Below are 16,851 nucleotides of genomic sequence, written 5' to 3'. Positions count from 1 at the left end.
CGATTAGAAAGATTTCCTTATTGAGGTCTGACCCCGGTTAGGAAACGATGACGATGGGCAGGCAGAGCCTGGCGCGGACGCCGTGCGGCTGGACATTGTCGACCGTCACCCGGCCGCCATGCAGCGCCATCACTTCGCGCACGAACGGCAGGCCCAGGCCCGTGCTTTTGGCGCCGTCCGGACGCGGCAGCGAGTAGAAGCGCTCGAACAGCCGCTCGCGCGCGAATTCCGGAATGCCATCCCCGCAGTCGCTCACGCTGATGACCGTTTCATCGCCCATCTGCTCGCCCCGCAAGGTGATGACGCCGCCCGGCGGGGAAAAATCGATCGCGTTGTCGAGCAGGTTGCCGACCGCCTGGCGCAGCAGCAGCGGGTCGCCCTTGACGATCAGGTTGTCGACGATGGCCTCCAGGGTCAGAGCGCGCGCCAGCAGCCGCGCCGACACGTCCGCGCGCACCTGCTCGGCCAGCGCGCGCAGCGGCACCGTTTCCGGGGCGCTCAGGCGCTGCTGCTTTTCCACGCGGATCAGTGCCAGCAGCTTGTCGATCAGCTGCTTCTGGCGCAGGTTCTGGTTGAGGATATTGCCGAGAAAATGCTGGCGCTCGGCGGCCGGCATGTCTTCCTGCATCAATTCGGCCGAGCCCTGGATCGCCGCGATCGGGCTCTTGAGCTCGTGCGCCAGGGTGTGCATCAATTCTTCCACGTATTCCTTGCCTTCGAGCTTGTTGCGCATCGCTTCGAGCGCGCGCCCGAGCGTGCCGATCTCGTTGTTGCCCAGCGCCGGCAAGGTGGCCTTGCGGCCCGCCTCGACATCGGCGATGTACACCATCAGGGTGCGCAGTGCGCGGTTGAGCCACCAGGCGAAGGCCACCCCGATCAGCAGCGATAGCCCCAGCAGCACGGCGCCGCGCTGCAGGATGATGCGCTGGCTGCGCTCGACGAACGGTTGCACGGTCGATACCGGCTTGGCGACGGTCAGCACGCCGATGATCCGCTCGCCGTCCATGATGGGCGCGGCCACGTGCATCACGGCGCTGGTGTCGTCGGTGCCGGCGTCGCGCGTGCTGCGCGCGCCGTATTCGCCGCGCAGGGTGAGGTAGACATCGTTCCAGAGCGAGTAATCCTTGCCCACATCCTTCCCGCTCGAATCGAAGGTGACGCGCCCGTGCTGGTCGGTGATGTAGACGCGGTAGTTCAGGCTGCGCTTGTTCAGGCCATCGATCTCGACATCCACATGGCGCCTGGCGAAGCTCTGGATGCGTACGAGCATCTGCGAGTCGCCGACCTTGCCGGCCTTGACATCGTCGGCCACCACTTCGGCCAGCAGGTGGGCGGTATCGACCAGGGTGTCTTCGAGGGTGGAGCGCACGCCCGGCTTGACCTGGGCCACGAACACATTGAGCAGGAACCACGCCGCCAGCCCGACGATCAGAAAGTAGCCGAGCAGGATGCGCAGGCCGATCCTCATGCGCCCGCCAGGCTGTAGCCCATCCCGCGGTGGGTCTGGATCGGGTCGTCGCCGGGGTCGACCTGGCGCAGCTTGGCGCGCAGCGACTTGATGTGGGCGTCGACGGTGCGCTCGAGCGTGTCGGGCGCGTCGGCCCAGACCCGGTCCATCAGCTGCGCGCGCGAGAGCACGTGCCCGGGATGCTCGCACAGGGCCTGGAGCAGCAGGTATTCGTAGCGGGTCAGGTCGAGCACCTGGCCGCGGTACAGGATGCGCGCCTGGGCCGCGCGGATGTCGAAACGCCCGGCCGGCGCGGCGGCGGGCGGCGCCAGGCGGCGCAGCACCACGCGGATGCGCGCCACCAGTTCGCGCGGCGAAAACGGCTTGGTGACGTAGTCGTCGGCGCCGATTTCGAGCCCGACGATGCGGTCGATCTCGTCGCTGCGCGCGGTCAGGAAAATCACCGGGGCGTTGCAGAACTGGCGCAGCTGGCGGCACACCTCGAAGCCATTCATGTCGGGCAGGCCGACGTCGAGGACCACCAGCGCCGGCACGGCGGCCGGGTCGGCGCCGCGCATCGCGTCGAGCGCCTGCGCACCCAGGGTCACATGCCGCGGCACGAAGCCGTCCGTGCGCAGGGCATAGGCGATGCTGTCGGCAATGGCCAGTTCATCTTCCACAATCAGGATCGTTACAGGCATGCGCTTCCGTTCATCGTGGTCATGGCGACAGTATCCGGGGCCGGCGCAGGCCAGTCAACCGGCGGCCCGGGGCCGCGCCCTGCCCGCGCGCCGCACTTGTCGGAAAATTTTACAGAAGCTCACGACATTTCTTAACGGAAAATCCTAAGCCGATGATACCTAACGTTAATTTCCAAGTGGCATGTTTTTTGCTTAACAACTATGTCATCTTAATCAAACCACAAGAAAGAATATCGTGTCCGCTAAATCATTCTTCGCGTTCGCCCTCGTTGCCTCGGCCTGGATCTCCAGCGCCCACGCGACCATTCTGACCACTACTTCGCGCGGCGTGATCAGCAGCGTTGCCCAGAACAACCTGGACGAATTCGGCCCGGGCGACCTGGTCGGCAAGCGCTACCAGATGACGCTGACGTTCGACGACACTGGCTCCACCCGCGACCAATACCTGAACCAGTATGACGGCATGTATGGCTTGAATCTGTTCAGCGCCAGCATCACCGTCGACGGCGTAACGCGCAACTACCGGCGTACCGGGCATTTCCAGCAGCAGACCGCCAACGGCGCCTCGACCGCGAGTGCGTGGGGATCCGACCAGGCGTTCGCCGGCGTGAACTGGACCACGCAGGACCAAAGCATGTACGCCTACCACGGCATCGAATCGGTGGATCACTTGTTCGCCGGCGCCAACGCCAGCCTGACCACGCCCTTCTCGACCACCGTGCGCCCCGACCTGTACGACTACGCGATGAAGCAGTCGCAGTTCGGCTACAACGACGTGCTCACGGGCCGCTCCACGGTGTTCTACGGCGATATTCAGGAGTTTTCGATGAGTACGGTGGCGGCGGTGCCGGAACCGGTCAGCCTCGGCTTGCTGGGACTGGGCGCGCTGGCGATGCTCGGTGCGCGCCGCCGCACACGCCGGCCGGCCTGACCGGGATCAACGCGGTGCGCCCGGGCCGATGGTGCGCTCGAGCAGCTTGAACAGGGCGCCATAGAATTTCTCGCGGTTGTCTTCGTGGTAAATGCCATGGCCCTCTTTTTCCAGGATCATCCACTCGACTTCCTTGTTCGCCTCCTTGAGCGCCTTGTGCATCTTGCGGCCGTGCGCGATCGGCACGCGCCGGTCCCATTCGCCGTGGGCCAGCAGCACCGGCGCCGTGATGCGCGCCGCGTTCCTGAGCGGCGAGACCTGGTCGAACACCTGTTTGTCACGCCCTGCCCCGCCCACCAGGATGTTGGTGTTCAAGCGTCCGGTCGCCCTGGCATTGGTATCGGAGTCGTCCTTGAGCATGTACGCAATATCGCTGACGCCGGCAAAGCTGGCGCCGCAGCGGTATAACTCGGGCGTCTTGGCCAAGCCCCACATGGCGGCATAGCCCCCATAGCTGTAATGTTGAGGCGATCCGGCAAGGCGGCATCGACGCTTTTCTGCATGGCCGCCCTGGCCGGATCGAACCATTCGACAACAGATTTCATGCCGGCGCTGGCGACCAGGCGGAACTGTCCGTCGGTCTCGGTGTCGGGCACGTAGATGTCCTGGGTCGGATGCGCGGCGAGCAGCTCGCCGACGCTGCGCGTCTACAGGCTGTAGCGGAAGCAGGCGTACGTGTCGCGATCCTGGCGCGACCTCACCACCAGCGACTTTTGGTCGCGCGACAGACTTTGCGGCCACCAGTGCTCTTCGTTATAGCCGCTGACTGCGGGGGCGAGCGCACGGCCGCTATTTACTCAATGATCGGAATGGCCAAACTCAACGGGATTGACGCGGAAGCCTGATTACGTCATGTTACCTGATTAGTGCGCAACTGCATCCTCTGGATTCAACGTTAATTCAGCACGTTGCTGCGGCGATTTTTCGTTCCAGACTCTCCAGCCTTCGGCTTGGGTCTTACTCACGCTTTCCTTGTGTTTCTCGAATATCTCGACACTAGCAGGCGTCATGGCGACAAAACGCGTGACTGAATTCCAGGACGGGAAATCTGTGCTGTTCACGCTGTAGTCCGAAGAGCCATTGACGCGTATAGGGCGCAGCTGGAATCCATTCCCATAGATGAAGCGCTCGAGCACGTAATAGCGCTTTCCGGCTTCGACATTGATTTCCATAAAGTGCGCCTTGATGCCAATCTGTGCTGCCATCAGCAGATGGCGCCCTGGCGTGAAGTTAAGCGCGACTTTGGTGTGCGAGCCGGTCGTGGCAAGGTGGGTACGGGTATCGCCGTTCACCTCGAACAAGCCAACGGGGACTATACCCTGGATCGAGTTGATCGGCTCAAGGAACACGACTTGCGCCTTGTCCGTTGGTGGTGGAGGCAGGCTTTGGATAGCCAACTCGGTGAACTGCGGCGCAGGCGGTGGCGAGCTTGCGCAGCCGCTCAGAAGCACGAGCGAAATGGAGATGACTGCCAGAGTAAGTCGTTTCATGTAAATCCAATGAGAAAGTTTAGATGGAAATTATCCATATTGCGACCAAGATACACGCTCAACGATTCGAGGAGTGGGTTGCGTGGACCGATTGAATCCGCAGGCGAAACCATACCCTCGACTTCTGCCTCACCCGCCTTAGCGTACTATTTTTTACGTTTTGCCGCTTTACCGCTACGAGGACGGCACGATCCAGGAGGCAGCCTGCTGGGCGCATGCGCGGCGCAAATTCTACGATTTGTATGAAGCCTGCCCCTCTGCACTGAGCGAAGCCTTGCGCCGCATTGGTGAGTTGAAGTACGAGGTCGTGCCGCTCAAGGCACACACCAGGCATGCGGCCCGTAAAACGCATCAGGGCCGGGTCCGTTCGCTAAAAGCGAACTCGCCCGGCCCTGACTCGCCCGCGCATATTAATGCGCTGGCGGCAACACTGCAATGATTATTGCAGTTTGATTTCGACGTCGACGCCAGCTGGCAGATCCAGCTTCATCAGCGCGTCAACGGTCTTGTCCGTTGGGTCCACGATGTCCATCAGACGCTGGTGCGTACGGATTTCGAACTGGTCGCGCGAGGTTTTGTTGACGTGCGGCGAACGCAGGACGTCAAAACGCTGGATGCGGGTTGGCAGTGGGACTGGGCCTTTGACAACAGCGCCGGTACGCTTGGCGGTGTCGACGATTTCCAGTGCGGACTGGTCGATCAGCTTGTAGTCGAACGCTTTGAGGCGAATGCGGATTTTCTGGTTTGGTGCGGACATGGTAATTCCCTTAAAAAGAACGAACCGGCATGGAGCCGGCAATATGAATTTTTTGCTTGGGCACATCAGGCAAGAAAGCAAGTATACCTGCTTTCCTGCCCCTTACTACGAATTACTTACCAGCGACTTCGCTGAGAATCTTCGCAACAACACCTGCACCAACGGTACGGCCACCTTCGCGGATCGCGAAACGCAGGCCTTCTTCCATCGCGATCGGGTTGATCAGCTTGACGGTGATCGACACGTTATCGCCTGGCATAACCATTTCTTTGTCCGCTGGCAACTCGATCGAACCAGTCACGTCCGTGGTACGGAAGTAGAACTGTGGACGATAGTTGTTGAAGAACGGGGTGTGACGGCCGCCTTCGTCTTTCGACAGGACGTAGATCTCACCGGTGAAGTGATTGTGCGGCTTGATCGAGTTCGGCTTGGCCAGAACCTGACCACGCTGTACGTCTTCACGCTTGGTGCCGCGCAGCAGCAGACCGACGTTGTCGCCGGCTTGACCCTGGTCCAGCAGCTTGCGGAACATTTCCACGCCGGTGCAAGTGGTCTTGACGGTGTCGGAAATGCCGACGATTTCGATTTCTTCGCCGACTTTAACAATACCGCGCTCGATACGGCCGGTCACAACGGTACCGCGACCCGAAATCGAGAACACGTCTTCCACTGGCATCAGGAAAGCACCGTCGATAGCGCGCTCTGGCGTTGGGATGTAGGTGTCCAGCGCTTCGGCCAGAGCCATGATCGCCACTTCGCCCATCTCGCCGGTGTTGCCTTCGAGGGCCATACGTGCCGAACCCTTGATGATCGGCAGGTCGTCGCCTGGGAACTCGTATTTCGACAAGAGCTCACGCACTTCCATTTCAACCAGTTCCAGCAGTTCTGCGTCGTCGACCAGGTCGCACTTGTTCAGGAACACGATGATGTATGGAACGCCAACCTGGCGTGCCAGCAGGATGTGCTCGCGGGTCTGTGGCATTGGGCCGTCAGCTGCGGAGCAAACCAGGATCGCGCCGTCCATCTGTGCTGCGCCGGTGATCATGTTCTTGATGTAATCGGCGTGGCCTGGGCAGTCAACGTGAGCGTAGTGGCGGTTAGCCGTTTCGTACTCGACGTGTGCGGTGTTGATGGTAATGCCGCGCGCTTTTTCTTCTGGTGCCGCATCGATCTGGTCGTATGCTTTTGCTTCGCCGCCGAATTTCTTCGACAGAACGGTAGCGATCGCTGCCGTCAGGGTGGTCTTGCCGTGGTCGACGTGACCGATGGTGCCCACGTTGACGTGCGGCTTGGTCCGTTCGAATTTACCTTTTGCCATTTTGAATTTCCTTTAAAGACTATTTTTACAATTTTTTTTCGATGATCAGGGCCGCACTTATGGCGCGGCCCTGACTGAATTACTTGGCCTTGGCCGTTACGATTGCATCGGTAACGTGCTTAGGCGCTTCCGAGTAGTGCTTGAATTCCATCGTGTAGGTAGCACGGCCTTGCGTTGCGGAACGCAGCGAGGTCGAGTAACCGAACATTTCGGACAGTGGCACTTCGGCTTTGATGATCTTGCCGCCGCCGCCTGGGATCTCGTCCATGCCCTGCACCATACCGCGGCGGGACGACAGATCGCCCATCACGGTACCGGCGTAGTCTTCCGGCGTTTCCACTTCCACGGCCATCATTGGCTCGAGGATGACTGGCGATGCTTTACGGCAGCCATCTTTGAATGCCATCGAAGCGGCCATCTGGAACGCGTTTTCGTTCGAGTCCACATCGTGGTACGAACCGAAGAACAGCGTGACCTTGACGTCGACCACTGGATAACCGGCCATCACGCCAGCGTTCAGCGTGCCGCGCACACCCTTTTCAACTGCAGGGATGTATTCGCGTGGAACGGTGCCGCCCTTGATGGCGTCGACGAATTCAAAGCCTTTGCCGGCTTCTTGCGGCTCGATCTTCAGGACAACGTGACCGTACTGACCACGACCGCCCGACTGCTTGACGAACTTGCCTTCGGATTCTTCGCACACCTTGCGGATCGTTTCGCGGTAAGCCACTTGTGGCTTGCCGACGGTCGCTTCGACGCCGAATTCGCGCTTCATGCGGTCAACGATAATTTCCAGGTGCAACTCGCCCATACCACCGATGATGGTCTGGCCCGATTCTTCATCGGTTTTCACGCGGAACGAAGGATCTTCCTGTGCCAGGCGGTTCAGCGCCAGGCCCATTTTTTCCTGGTCAGCCTTGGTTTTCGGCTCGACTGCCTGCTGAATCACCGGCTCAGGGAAGACCATTTTTTCCAGCGTGATGATCGACGATGGATCGCACAGGGTTTCGCCCGTGGTCGCGTCTTTCAGGCCGACCGCGGCGGCGATATCGCCGGCGTGGACTTCCTTGATTTCTTCGCGCTGGTTAGCGTGCATCTGCAAAATACGGCCAAGACGTTCTTTCTTGTTCTTGATCGGATTGTAGACGGTGTCGCCCGACTTGATCATGCCCGAGTAGACGCGGAAGAAGATCAGCTGGCCCACGAACGGGTCGGTCATGATCTTGAATGCCAGCGCCGAGAATTTCTCGTCGTCTTCTGCTTTACGCGTGGTCGGCTGGTCATCTTCGTCCATGCCCTTGACTGGCGGGATGTCGATTGGCGATGGCAGGTATTCGATCACGCCGTCGAGCATGGCTTGCACGCCCTTGTTCTTGAACGCGGTGCCGCACATCATCGGGACGATTTCCGACGCGATGGTACGCTGGCGCAGAGCAGCCTTGATCTCGGCTTCCGACAGGTCGCCTTCTTCCAGGTACTTGTTCATCAGTTCGTCGTTCGCTTCAGCAGCGGTTTCGACGAGCTTCAGACGCCACTCGGCAGCCTGCTCTTGCAGCTCAGCAGGAATGTCGCGGTAGTCGAACTTCATGCCCTGCGACGCGTCGTCCCAGTAGATGGCTTTCATCTTGACCAGATCGACCACGCCCTTGAAGTTGTCTTCGGCGCCGATAGGAATCTGCAGCGGAATCGGGTTCGCCTTCAGGCGAGCGCGCATCTGCTCGTAGACCTTGAAGAAGTTGGCGCCGGTACGGTCCATCTTGTTGACAAAAGCCAGACGTGGCACCTTGTACTTGTTAGCCTGGCGCCATACGGTTTCCGACTGTGGCTGAACACCGCCCACTGCGCAGTAAACCATGCAGGCACCGTCGAGCACGCGCATCGAGCGTTCAACTTCAATGGTGAAGTCAACGTGGCCCGGGGTGTCGATGATGTTGATGTGGTGCTCAGGGAAATTGTTAGCCATCCCTTTCCAGAAGCAGGTCGTCGCAGCCGAGGTAATCGTGATACCGCGTTCCTGCTCTTGCTCCATCCAGTCCATGGTGGCCGCGCCATCATGCACTTCGCCGATCTTGTGGTTCACGCCCGTGTAGAACAGGACGCGCTCGGTCGTGGTGGTCTTGCCAGCATCGATGTGAGCCGAGATACCGATATTGCGGTAGCGCTCAATGGGGGTCTTGCGTGCCATAATTATTCCTAAATCTTTTAATGGACAAAACCGAGCGGCATTTTGTGAACAAAATGAGCCCGGCCTCGAACAACAGATACATGGCCGCGCCTGGGCTCGCACAAATGTGCAAACCAGGGCGTGGCCAATTGATTAGAAGCGGAAATGCGAGAACGCTTTGTTCGCTTCTGCCATGCGGTGAACTTCGTCCCGCTTCTTCATAGCACCACCGCGCATTTCAGCGGCTTCCATCAGTTCACCACCGAGGCGTTGCGGCATGGATTTTTCGCTGCGCTTGTTTGCGGCTTCGCGCAACCAACGCATGGACAGCGCCATACGACGAACCGGACGAACTTCAACTGGCACCTGGTAGTTGGCGCCACCGACGCGGCGGGACTTAACCTCGACCATCGGCTTGGCATTGTTGATCGCGGTTGCAAACACTTCGAGCGGGTCTTTGCCGGACTTTTGCTTGATGTGCTCAAATGCACCGTAGATGATGTTTTCTGCGACCGATTTTTTACCGGACAGCATCAGTACGTTGACGAATTTGGCGACATCTTGGTTACCGAACTTTGGATCTGGCAAGATTTCGCGCTTGGGTACTTCACGACGACGTGGCATATCAATTCCTTCCTATCTTCAGTTGAGCGCGCGGTGCGCACTCGCGGAGGCCATCATAGCCATCCACTTACTCGACCATTACGGTCGGTTCAACTCGTTAAACTTCTAGTGAAAGCGGGGCGAAAAATTACTTCTTGCCTGCTTTAGCGCGCTTCGTACCGTACTTCGAACGAGCTTGCTTACGGTCTTTAACGCCCTGGGTATCCAGTGCACCGCGAACCATGTGGTAACGCACACCCGGCAAATCCTTGACACGGCCGCCGCGCAGCAGCACGACACTGTGTTCTTGCAGGTTGTGGCCTTCACCGCCGATGTACGAAATGACTTCGAAACCGTTGGTCAGGCGAACTTTGGCGACTTTACGCAGAGCCGAGTTTGGCTTCTTTGGAGTCGTCGTGTACACACGGGTGCAAACACCACGTTTTTGCGGGCTGTTTTCCAGCGCCGGCGATTTGCTTTTCACGGTCAGAGCGACACGTGGATTGCGAATCAGTTGATTGATGGTTGGCATCGTTATAAATCCAACAAAATTACAACATGAATAACCCGGACGAAGTGTCCGGGGACTAAAACGGAGTCCCGACGAGGACTACGCAGGAGAGGCACCGACAGCCGCCCTGCGAGGAGCGGCGCTGAATGCGTAAACAATGCGCAGAATAAAATCGAGAACTCGCGAGTATAGACGCGATGTGGCAGGCAGTCAAACAGTTTAACGCTTGGCAATGCGGATGTGGGGCGATGCTGCTAGCGGAAACGGGGACTGTGGCGGGGGCGAGACAGAAGCGTCATGGCGAGCCTGGCCCGCGCGCCGCGCCTTGGCGCGGCCTCGCAAGCGTCGTCCCCGCGCAGGCACTGCGTGCTCCTGCAATCGCCCTTGAAACGCGGCTTGAGGTATGGGCAACGTTAACTCTCTTGCCATAGATACTGTACGCATGTACAGTATACGGGTGCGATACGCACACAACAAACCCACCTCAGGAGTGACTCCCCATGCTTGATCACATGACTTTCCGCGTCGCCGATATTGGCCGCGCTAAAGCGTTTTACAGCGCGGCACTTGCGCCATTGGGCTACAGCATATGCTTTGAAGGTAACTACGGCGCGAACATGCTGGGATTCGCGTACCCTGATGCCTCCGAGCCTGACGGCAAAAAGGCCGATGTCTGGTTCATCGACGGCCCATCACCCTACGGGGGCCCGGCAGCGACGACCGGCTGTCACCTGGCGTGGCGGGCCCAAGCTCGTGCGCAGGTCGATGCTTTTTACCTCGCCGCGATCAGCGCCGGAGGAAAGGACAATGGTGCCCCAGGCCTGCGCACGGACTACCACCCTCATTATTATGGTGCCTTCGTCATTGACCCGGAAGGCAACAACGTTGAAGCGGTGTGCCACCACCCGGAATGAGTCGTGGTAAGGGCTCGCACTCGGTTTGACATGCGAGCCGCTAGAAATTACAGCTTGTCGGCCGCCGCCTTCATGCGATCGGCGCGCGCGTTCGACCCTGGGTGGCTCGCCATCATGCTGCCTTCGCCCTGTTCCTGCTTGGCCAGCTTGCGGAAGGCCGATTCCATCGCGCGCACGTCGTACTTGTGCTTCTGCATGAACTTGAAGCCATAGTCATCCGACGAGGTCTCATCGGACTGCGAGAACTGCGCATTGCCGAAGGCCTTGATGGTTTCTTCGTTGGCTGCGACCATGCCGCCGATCTGGTTGCCGCTCGCGCCCGCCGCCTTGGTACCGGCCGACAGCAACAGCGCCTTTTTCATCTGCGACGCCGAGTGACCCAGCTTGGTGTGGCCGATTTCGTGGCCGATCACGCCGCGCAGTTCCTCGTCGTTCATCAGGTCCATCAGGCCCGCGTAAATGCGGATGCTGCCGTCCGGCGTGGCGAATGCATTGACTTCACTGGACTGGTACACCGCGAAGTTCAGCTTCAGGCCATCTTCATTTTCCAGGCCCTTGGTCAGCATCGCCAGGCGCTTGGCGTACTTGCTGCCGGCCGGCGCGACTTTTTCTTCCTTGTCCATCTGGCGCATCATCAGACGCGAGCCTTCGATCACGTCCTTGTCGCTGATGGTGGCGGCCTTGGCCAGATCCTTGCCCGCGCCCAGCATGCCGCCGAGGTCGATGGCCGAAGCGGCGCCCGAGGTCAGGATGAACATGGTCAGCGCGGCAATACGAATTGTGGATGTCATGGAGTTACTCTCATTCAGGTTATTAGTATTAAAACATTGCCATTGTAACAGCACGGAGCATCATCAATTGCATCCAACTACATATAATTACAATCCAGACAACGCTTTGCCGCATCGAATATTTGGCAGGGAGAACTAAAAACCCGGGATAATGGCCAATTTTGCTGGACCACGTTTCCCTGATGCGACATCTGCTGCGCCCTGCCCCGCTCTATCTTCTGCTGACGTACGCGGCACTGTCGGCCATCCCCTTCTTCCCCATGCTGCTGGGCAAGCGGCTCGACCGTCCGTGGCAGGTGCTCGGCATCGAGGCCGTGGCCTGGGTGGCGGTGTGGGCGCTGTTCAAGCGTCCCGCCTGGTTCCACTGGCTGCTGATCCCGGCTTTCCTGGCCCTGCCGACCGAAATCTACCTGTTCAGTTTCTATGGGCAAAGCATTTCCACCCACCATCTCGGCATCATTGCCGAAACCAGTCCCAAGGAAGCGCTCGAATTTCTCGGCAAGACGGTCTGGCTGATGCTGGCCGTGATGGCGGCAGTCATCGCCTGGTGGGTGACGAGTTTCCAGGCCGCCCGCCGCGCCCGCGAGCTCGACTGGGACGACAGCTCGCGCTGGCTCAGCCTGGGCCTGCTGGCCATCGGCGCCGGCGTGTGGGCCTACGGTCACGAATTCGGCGTCGCCCCGCGCGCCGCCGCGCCAGGCGCGGCATCGAAGACGGCGCCGGCCAGCGCCAGCAAGCCCGCCCCGGGCGCCGGCCACACCGGCTGGAAGTCCGTTCCCCTGCCCCACTGGGCGGTGCTGCCGCTCGAACTGGGCGCGTTCGCGCAATCCTGGCCTTTCGGCATCACGGCACGCGGCGTCGACTTCTATAAAGAACGCAAGCACCTGGCCGAGCTGGGCCAGCGCAACAGCGGCTTCACCTTCGGCGCGCGCCAGGCAGCGCCCGATACGCAGCCGGAAATCGTGGTGATGGTGATCGGCGAATCGTCTCGCTTCGACCGCTGGAGCCTGAACGGCTACACGCGCGACACCAATCCCCTGCTCGCCAAGGAAACCAACCTGGTCACCCTGCCCGACGTGATCACGTCCATCTCGGCCACGCGCCTGTCGGTGCCGGTGATGATCTCGCGCAAACCGGCCATCAAGAGCCTCAAGGACGGCTTCGCCGAAAAATCCTTCCTGACCGCCTACAAGGAAGCCGGCTTCAAGACCTACTGGCTGTCGAACCAGATTTCGTTCGGCGAATTCGACACGCCCGTCTCGGTCTTTGCCAAAGAGGCGGACGTGATCCAGTTCCTCAACCTGGGCGGCTTTACCAACAACTCCAATTTCGACGAGATCCTGTTCGACCCGCTACGCAATGCCATCGCCGACCCGGCGCCGAAAAAGCTGATCGTGCTGCACTCGCTGGGCAGCCACTGGAACTACAGCCAGCGCTATCCGAAACAGTTCGACCGCTGGCAGCCATCCCTGTTCGGCATCGACAAGCCGGTCTACACCGACCCGGCGCTCAAGACCCAGCTCAATAACAGCTACGACAGCACCATCCTGTACACCGACTGGTTCCTGTCCAGCGTAATCGGGCAACTGAAAGGCTCGCAGCAGCGCAGCGCCATGCTGTATGTGTCCGACCATGGCCAGACGCTGTACGACAACAGCTGCAAGCTGGCCTTCCACGGCCACAATACCCAGTACGAATTCCACGTGCCCGCGCTGCTCTGGTATTCGGACCAGTACCTGGCGCGCTATCCGGACAAGGTGGCGCAGCTGCAGCGCCACGGCAAGGCGCGCCTGTCGACCGAGAACATGTTCCACACCCTGCTCGACCTGGCCGACATCCGCTACGCCGACGAGCGCCTGGAATGGAGTTTCGTCAATCCCGGATTCAAGCAGCACAAGCGCTACGTCGACAGCTACGGCTGGAGCGACTACGACAACGCCACCTGGAAAGGCGACTGCCGCGAGATCATCGACAAGGGCACGCCGCTCAAGCGCGAAAAATAGCGCATCACCGCCCTCAAGGACGACATGATCGCGCGCAGACGGCAATCGAAGGCCTGCGCTAAGGCGATACCGGTTCACTCATGGTGTCGCCCGCCAGCACCCCGTCGCAATCGCCCGGATGCGCCAGGTAGCCACTGAGCCAGTCGAACACCCTGCCCGCGCGCGCTTCGATGGCGGGGCCGAAGCCGCGCTGCGCCAGCAGGGCGATGCCGTTGGTATGCGCCAGCACGCCCGCTTCCAGCGCCAGCCGGCCATCATCGTCCAGCCGCACGCACAGGGGCGATAGCCGGTGCGCCAGCAAGGACGCCAGCACCAGGTTGTGCGACGAGACCATCACCAGCCCCTTGGCCGCCAGCACATCGAGCACCGACGCCGCCGCCGACACCGATTCGAGGTGGTTGGTGCCGCGGAAAATCTCGTCGATGATGCAGATGCCCGGATGCGCGCCGCCGGCCGCCGCCAGCAGCTCCTGCGCGCGCCGCAGTTCGGCCATGTACAGGCTCTCGCCGCCGAACAGCGAATCCTCGCTCTGCATGCTGGTGTAGACCGGCAGGTCCGGCACGCTGGCCTTCTCGGCGTAGCAAAAGCCGAAGGCGCGCGCCGTCACCAGGTTCACGCCGACGGTGCGCAGCAAGGTGCTCTTGCCGACCCCGTTCTGGCCCGAGATGAAGGCGCCGCCGCCATCGAGCCTGACCGACAGCGCCTGCGCCTGCGGCAGCAGCGGATGCACGGTGCCCCCGAGCGCAATCGCCCGGGACGTGTGGCGCTCGGCCCAGCACAGCACGGGCGCCTGGAGCAGATGGCGCGCCAGCGCGATATCGGCTTCCAGCTCGCCCACCCGCACGAAGCACCCACGCAGGAAGTCCAGCTTGCCGTGCACCAGCCGCACGCCCTTGAAGTAGTGATTCACGTTGTCGAGCATGAACCAGTCCAGATAGGTGCGCGCGCCCGGCGTCATTGCCACCATCGGTGCGCGCGAAAGCTGGCGATTGAGCTTGCCCGCCGCCGCCGCAGGGCCGGCGAACGGCAGCAGCAACGCATCCTTGCGCGCACCCAGGATGCTGGAGACCCGCAGCAGCATCTGCAGCGCATTCATCGAGCGCTCCCACTCCTCGACCCGGTCGCAGTAGCGCATCTGGGTGCTCATTAATATATACGCCACCACGCCGGTGACCAGCCACGCGGCCGGCGTGACGATGACGGCCGCGATCGACGCCAGCAGCAGCACCGGCAGCGGCCAGGTCTTGCCGACCCACCAGGGCGCGGGCGGCGCGGTATCCGGCGCGGCATCCTCGAACAGCAAGGTGGCGATCTCCTTGTCCGCATGGCGCAGCGAGGTGCAGCCGCGGTGCAGCGCGGCCAGGCGCTCCGGATCGCGCATCAGGTCGCGCACACGCTCGCCCACGGCGGCGCACGCGTCGTCCTCCAGCCCCGCGCGCAGGCGCCGGTACAGCACCTGCTGGCCGAAGATGCTCACTTCTTTCGATAACTGCGCGCGGTAGGTATCGAGCAGCAGGTCCTTCCAGGTGGCGTCATCGAGCGCGCCGCGCGCCGGATCGGCGCACAGCCGGTGCACCTGCGCCACGTCGCTCGCCACGAAACCGTAATCGGCCGGCTCCCTGTCGGGAATGATCAGGAACGCGCGCAACCGGGTCACAGCTTGCGTCCACACGGCGGACAAGGTCGATACGAACGCGGACATACTGCCTTTCTGGCCTGCGGCCGCGCGGGTGTCGCGCAACCAGCCTGCCAGATGTAGGTAAATTGACAAAATGCAAGTCCACACTGTCCGGGCGCTGTCCATACGCCGCGTCCGGACGGCGCGGACAGCCCCGCATCGATATCCGAATCCCTTATGAATCAATCACTTGGCACTTGGCACGCTTCCTGCTTAGATGTTGTCATTTACTGTTCAGACAACAACCATGATCCGAGATACCTCTTCCCAGGACGCCACCATCAGCGCGCCGCCCGCACAGAAAACCAGGCGCCGCATCGTGGCCGCCGTGGTGGCGTTAGGCGCGCTGGGGGGCGTGGCGCTGCTGCTGTCGGCCTGGCGCACCAGCGAGCATGCGGTCAGCGCTGCGCGCCTGCGCGTGGCCGAAGTCACCCGCGGCACGCTGGTGCGCGACGCCACGGTCAACGGGCGCGTGGTGGCTGCCGTCAGTCCCACCCTGTACGCCAGCGCGCCGGCCACGGTCACGCTCCAGGTGGCCGCCGGCGACACGGTCAAAAAAGGCCAGGTCCTGGCGCTGCTCGAATCGCCCGACCTGTCCGATGCCCTCAAGCGCGAGCAATCGAGCTACCAGCAGCTCGAAGCGGAAGTGGCACGCCAGCGCATCCTGGCCAAAAAACAGAAGCTGCTGGCCCAGCGCGAAGCCGATACCGCCGAGATCGACCGCCTGTCGGCCCAGCGCACCCTGGAGCGCTACGACAGCGTGACCCAGGAAGGCATCATCGCCAAGATCGACTATCAAAAGGCGAAGGACGCACTCAACTCGGCCGGCATCCGGGCGCGCCATGCGTCCCAGGCGGCCGCGCTGGAAGGCGACGACGTCGGCCTGGCGCTGCAAACCAAGGTGGCCGAACTCGATCGCCAGCGCCTGTCGATGGCCAACGCCCAGCGCCGCGTGGATGAACTCTCCGTGCGCGCGCCGGTCGACGGTTTCATCGGCACGCTGTCGGTGCAGAACCGCAGCGTGGTGGCGGCCAACGCGGCGCTCATGACGCTGGTGGATTTGTCGCGCCTCGAAGTCGAACTCGAAGTCCCGGAAACCTATGTCGACGACATGGGCCTGGGCATGAGCGCCGAGATCGCGCTCGGCAATGCCACTGCCGGCGGCAAGCTGTCGGCCCTCTCGCCCGAAGTGGTCAAGAACCAGGTGCTGGCGCGGGTGCGCTTCGACGGCGCCCAGCCCAAGGGCCTGCGCCAGAGCCAGCGCGTCAGCGCGCGCCTGCTGATCGAAGAAAAGCGCGACGTGATCCTGCTGCCGCGCGGCCCGTTTGTGGAGAACGAAGGGGGCCGCTTCGCCTACGTGCTTGCGGGCGGCGTGGCCGTGCGCACCCCGATCAAGCTGGGCGCGACCAGCGTGTCGTCGGTCGAAATCCTGGCTGGGCTGAAACCCGGCGACAAGGTCGTCATCGCCGGCACCGACACCTTCGCCAACGCCGCACGCGTCTCGATCAACAACTGATATCAACCGATTCCCAACGAAAGGACC

At 61.4% G+C, this 16,851-nt stretch carries 15 protein-coding genes and 1 pseudogene; 5 read left to right on the top strand and 11 right to left on the bottom strand.

Translation table 11 applies throughout. The features are described 5' to 3' along the window. Nucleotides 1–37: 37 nt before the first annotated feature. Entirely contained in the window at nucleotides 38–1,468 is a 1,431-nt protein-coding gene (creC, locus tag RBA41_RS16650) for a two-component system sensor histidine kinase CreC (RefSeq protein WP_306625216.1), read from the bottom strand. Continuing rightward, the gene (gene creB, locus RBA41_RS16645) at nucleotides 1,465–2,148 is read right to left on the bottom strand and encodes a two-component system response regulator CreB (RefSeq protein WP_306625215.1); all 684 of its coding nucleotides are present in this window, start codon (nucleotides 2,146–2,148) and stop codon (nucleotides 1,465–1,467) included. Before creB ends, creC begins: the two co-directional genes overlap by 4 nt. A gap of 235 nt (nucleotides 2,149–2,383) precedes the next feature. Between creB and RBA41_RS16640 the strand changes: the two genes are divergently transcribed. Further along, nucleotides 2,384–3,079 carry a PEP-CTERM sorting domain-containing protein gene (locus RBA41_RS16640; RefSeq protein ID WP_306625214.1) on the top strand — a complete coding sequence of 232 codons (696 nt, stop codon included), beginning with the start codon at nucleotides 2,384–2,386 and terminating at the stop codon, nucleotides 3,077–3,079. Nucleotides 3,080–3,085: 6 nt separating this feature from the next. On the opposite strand, the gene RBA41_RS16635 is transcribed toward RBA41_RS16640, so the two are convergent. After that, nucleotides 3,086–3,607, bottom strand: a complete 522-nt coding sequence (locus tag RBA41_RS16635) for an alpha/beta hydrolase family protein (RefSeq protein ID WP_306625213.1) — start codon at nucleotides 3,605–3,607, stop codon at nucleotides 3,086–3,088. A 335-nt stretch (nucleotides 3,608–3,942) separates the two neighbouring features. Beyond that, on the bottom strand, nucleotides 3,943–4,569 hold the full coding sequence (locus RBA41_RS16630) for a hypothetical protein (protein WP_306625212.1): 627 nt from the start codon (nucleotides 4,567–4,569) through the stop codon (nucleotides 3,943–3,945). 175 nt (nucleotides 4,570–4,744) lie between these two features. On the opposite strand from RBA41_RS16630, the pseudogene RBA41_RS33480 reads away from it, so the two are divergent. Next, nucleotides 4,745–4,876, top strand: a pseudogene (locus RBA41_RS33480) (IS66 family transposase); the annotation flags it as partial. A 132-nt stretch (nucleotides 4,877–5,008) separates the two neighbouring features. Here RBA41_RS33480 and rpsJ read toward each other — a convergent pair. The 5 genes from rpsJ to rpsL all read right to left on the bottom strand — a co-directional run bounded on the left by rpsJ (nucleotide 5,009) and on the right by rpsL (nucleotide 9,943). Further along, nucleotides 5,009–5,326 (bottom strand): 30S ribosomal protein S10, encoded by a 318-nt coding sequence (rpsJ, locus tag RBA41_RS16620; protein WP_005663509.1) that lies wholly within the window; start codon nucleotides 5,324–5,326, stop codon nucleotides 5,009–5,011. Between the two features lie 112 nt (nucleotides 5,327–5,438). After that, nucleotides 5,439–6,644 (bottom strand): elongation factor Tu, encoded by a 1,206-nt coding sequence (tuf, locus tag RBA41_RS16615; RefSeq protein WP_167076263.1) that lies wholly within the window; start codon nucleotides 6,642–6,644, stop codon nucleotides 5,439–5,441. A gap of 79 nt (nucleotides 6,645–6,723) precedes the next feature. After that, nucleotides 6,724–8,829 carry an elongation factor G gene (gene fusA, locus RBA41_RS16610; RefSeq protein ID WP_166881493.1) on the bottom strand — a complete coding sequence of 702 codons (2,106 nt, stop codon included), beginning with the start codon at nucleotides 8,827–8,829 and terminating at the stop codon, nucleotides 6,724–6,726. A 132-nt stretch (nucleotides 8,830–8,961) separates the two neighbouring features. Then, nucleotides 8,962–9,432, bottom strand: a complete 471-nt coding sequence (gene rpsG, locus RBA41_RS16605) for a 30S ribosomal protein S7 (protein WP_054265804.1) — start codon at nucleotides 9,430–9,432, stop codon at nucleotides 8,962–8,964. A gap of 127 nt (nucleotides 9,433–9,559) precedes the next feature. Further along, the gene (gene rpsL, locus RBA41_RS16600) at nucleotides 9,560–9,943 is read right to left on the bottom strand and encodes a 30S ribosomal protein S12 (protein ID WP_025603541.1); all 384 of its coding nucleotides are present in this window, start codon (nucleotides 9,941–9,943) and stop codon (nucleotides 9,560–9,562) included. Between the two features lie 479 nt (nucleotides 9,944–10,422). On the opposite strand from rpsL, the gene RBA41_RS16595 reads away from it, so the two are divergent. Continuing rightward, nucleotides 10,423–10,836: a VOC family protein gene (locus RBA41_RS16595; RefSeq protein WP_306625211.1), complete on the top strand. Its 414-nt coding sequence runs from the start codon at nucleotides 10,423–10,425 to the stop codon at nucleotides 10,834–10,836. 47 nt (nucleotides 10,837–10,883) lie between these two features. On the opposite strand, the gene RBA41_RS16590 is transcribed toward RBA41_RS16595, so the two are convergent. Then, a complete protein-coding gene (locus RBA41_RS16590) occupies nucleotides 10,884–11,627 on the bottom strand; it encodes a M48 family metalloprotease (protein WP_306625210.1) in 744 nt (247 codons plus the stop codon). 182 nt (nucleotides 11,628–11,809) lie between these two features. Here RBA41_RS16590 and RBA41_RS16585 point away from each other — a divergent pair, with 182 nt between their 5' ends. Then, a complete protein-coding gene (locus tag RBA41_RS16585; RefSeq protein ID WP_306625209.1) occupies nucleotides 11,810–13,630 on the top strand; it encodes a phosphoethanolamine transferase in 1,821 nt (606 codons plus the stop codon). Nucleotides 13,631–13,688: 58 nt separating this feature from the next. Here RBA41_RS16585 and RBA41_RS16580 read toward each other — a convergent pair whose 3' ends face one another. Next, the gene (locus RBA41_RS16580) at nucleotides 13,689–15,332 is read right to left on the bottom strand and encodes a MutS-related protein (protein WP_306625208.1); all 1,644 of its coding nucleotides are present in this window, start codon (nucleotides 15,330–15,332) and stop codon (nucleotides 13,689–13,691) included. Between the two features lie 223 nt (nucleotides 15,333–15,555). Here RBA41_RS16580 and RBA41_RS16575 point away from each other — a divergent pair, with 223 nt between their 5' ends. Beyond that, a complete protein-coding gene (locus RBA41_RS16575) occupies nucleotides 15,556–16,824 on the top strand; it encodes an efflux RND transporter periplasmic adaptor subunit (RefSeq protein WP_306625207.1) in 1,269 nt (422 codons plus the stop codon). Nucleotides 16,825–16,851 lie beyond the last annotated feature (27 nt).

It is taken from the genome of Massilia scottii, from assembly GCF_030846495.1.
Classification (GTDB): Bacteria; Pseudomonadota; Gammaproteobacteria; order Burkholderiales; family Burkholderiaceae_D; genus Telluria_A; species Telluria_A violaceinigra.
This window is presented reverse-complemented; position numbering and strand designations above follow the sequence as displayed.

Coding starts and splice junctions, on each gene's coding strand:
- creC (WP_306625216.1), bottom strand. CDS start 1,468: ATGAGGATCGGCCTGCGCATCCTGCTCGGCTACTTTCTGATCGTCGGG.
- creB (WP_306625215.1), bottom strand. CDS start 2,148: ATGCCTGTAACGATCCTGATTGTGGAAGATGAACTGGCCATTGCCGAC.
- RBA41_RS16635 (WP_306625213.1), bottom strand. CDS start 3,607: ATGGTTCGATCCGGCCAGGGCGGCCATGCAGAAAAGCGTCGATGCCGC.
- RBA41_RS16630 (WP_306625212.1), bottom strand. CDS start 4,569: ATGAAACGACTTACTCTGGCAGTCATCTCCATTTCGCTCGTGCTTCTG.
- rpsJ (WP_005663509.1), bottom strand. CDS start 5,326: ATGTCCGCACCAAACCAGAAAATCCGCATTCGCCTCAAAGCGTTCGAC.
- tuf (WP_167076263.1), bottom strand. CDS start 6,644: ATGGCAAAAGGTAAATTCGAACGGACCAAGCCGCACGTCAACGTGGGC.
- fusA (WP_166881493.1), bottom strand. CDS start 8,829: ATGGCACGCAAGACCCCCATTGAGCGCTACCGCAATATCGGTATCTCG.
- rpsG (WP_054265804.1), bottom strand. CDS start 9,432: ATGCCACGTCGTCGTGAAGTACCCAAGCGCGAAATCTTGCCAGATCCA.
- rpsL (WP_025603541.1), bottom strand. CDS start 9,943: ATGCCAACCATCAATCAACTGATTCGCAATCCACGTGTCGCTCTGACC.
- RBA41_RS16595 (WP_306625211.1), top strand. CDS start 10,423: ATGCTTGATCACATGACTTTCCGCGTCGCCGATATTGGCCGCGCTAAA.
- RBA41_RS16590 (WP_306625210.1), bottom strand. CDS start 11,627: ATGACATCCACAATTCGTATTGCCGCGCTGACCATGTTCATCCTGACC.
- RBA41_RS16585 (WP_306625209.1), top strand. CDS start 11,810: ATGCGACATCTGCTGCGCCCTGCCCCGCTCTATCTTCTGCTGACGTAC.
- RBA41_RS16580 (WP_306625208.1), bottom strand. CDS start 15,332: ATGTCCGCGTTCGTATCGACCTTGTCCGCCGTGTGGACGCAAGCTGTG.
- RBA41_RS16575 (WP_306625207.1), top strand. CDS start 15,556: ATGATCCGAGATACCTCTTCCCAGGACGCCACCATCAGCGCGCCGCCC.